Origin of the sequence: Synechococcus sp. H70.1 (assembly GCF_047502705.1) — a bacterium.
Taxonomy (GTDB): Bacteria; Cyanobacteriota; Cyanobacteriia; order Thermostichales; family Thermostichaceae; genus Thermostichus.
The window spans coordinates 2,336-3,983 of the sequence record NZ_JANSIV010000152.1; the positions used below are offsets into that span (position 1 = coordinate 2,336).

Here is a 1,648-nt window from a genome sequence, read left to right on the forward strand (position 1 = left end):
CCTGATCTGTCCTTTCTCGTCCACAGATTCCGACTCTACGGTAAACCCCTTCTCCGCTGCCGTTGCAAGGAGCTGCTCGCGGGTGTAGGCTTGGCGGATTGGCGCTAAGAAAGCCTCAGCGGTGACTCCCGTTCCCCAAAAGTCGGCAATCATCTCCAGGCTGTCCCCCCGTTGGCGAAAGCCAATGTCGTAGCCGTTGCTGCGCCTGACCACAAGATCTGCCCGGACGCGGTTCCCTCCATACCCCCGGACATAAGTGTTTTCCAGAACCTCGTGACCTTGGGCAACCAAAATGCTTTTCAGGATCTCTTTATTTTTGAACTGAACCTTGATGCTGGTGAAGTGAGACACTGTGGGGATTCTCCTCAGAAGGACACGCCTTTATCCTAAAGCAGCTCTCTTGGATTAAAAAGTGTTTGCTAGGATACAAACCTGCGTGGCCCTAGCCAAAGAACAGAAGTGTTCACTTCTCCTTGGGCTTCTCGGCTGGGAGATACCGATTGGGATCCGGCGTAGCAGGAGGAGGCAGTTGAGGGGTACTGGGGTAACCAAACCAGATGGTTGCCAAACCTTTGAACCAAAGGAAGAGCCAGATCCACTGCCACTGAAAATCAAGTTTTGCGCCTTCTAGGATAGCATTGTCTAGATTGGATCCCTCCAAGTTGGCGTAGCTCAAATTGGCCTTCCTCAGATTGGCTTGGCTGAGGTTAGATCCTCCTAGATCCGCTCCAATGAGGCTGGCTCCACTTAGGTTTGCCCCGACCAGTTGCACCCCGTTGAGCTTGGCCCAATTCAAATTAGCGCCGCTCAGGTCAACCCCACTCAAGTTTCTCTTGGAGGCTTGACCGTTGACGATCTCCCACACTAGACGCCACTTGGCCTCGATCTGGGTTGCAGGAGAAAGGATCACCCGCTGCAGACTGGCCAGCTCCAGATCTGCCCCCCTCAGGTCGGCGCCGCTGAGGTTGGCTCCGCCCAGCTTGGCCCTCTTTAGATTGGCTTCATCTAGGCTGGCCTCGCTGAGATCTGCCCCAATCAAATAAGCCTGGCTTAGGTTAGCTCCACTGAACCTTACCCCGCTGAGGTCTGCCCGGCTAAGGTTGGCCTTTCTCAAGTCCGCCTCTCTCAAGTCTGTTTGGCTCAGCTCCTGCGAAGGGGCGCCAGCATGGAAAATCATGAACCACCAGCTACTCTCCGAGCTGGCCTCTCCAGAAATCACCGTCCATCTCAAGCTAGGCAAGTTCAGGTCTGTCTTGCCCAGTTTGGCTTCGCTGAGGTCGGCCCCGATGAGGCTAGCCCCCCTTAGATCTGCGCCGTTGAGCTTAGCCCGTCTCAGCTTGGCTCCAACGAGGTTGGCTTGCGCCAACTTGGCCCCCACAAGCTTGGCCTTGGCTAGTTCGGCCTTGATCAAGCTGCTTCCACTGAGGTTGGCACCGCTTAGGTCTGCCCCGCTGAGATCCGCTTGGTTTAAGTTGGCCCCCCTCAGATCCGCCTGGCTTAGATTGGCTTTGCCCAACTCTGCCCACTGTAGGTCTACGCCGCAGAGGTTGGCCCCGCTCAGGTCGGCTCCCACCAAGTTCACGCCAGCGAGCCTGATCCCGCTCAGATTTGCCCAGCTCAAGTTGGCCCCGCTCAAGTCCGCCTGAGC

2 protein-coding genes are annotated in these 1,648 nt (G+C 56.4%); both read right to left on the reverse strand.

The window, feature by feature from the left end; translation table 11 throughout:
- Positions 1 to 351: DUF1257 domain-containing protein (locus tag NW827_RS10065; RefSeq protein ID WP_414503642.1), on the reverse strand; the 351-nt coding region annotated here is incomplete at its 3' end.
- Positions 352 to 463: 112 nt separating this feature from the next.
- Positions 464 to 1,648: pentapeptide repeat-containing protein (locus NW827_RS10070; RefSeq protein WP_414503643.1), on the reverse strand; the 1,185-nt coding region annotated here is incomplete at its 5' end.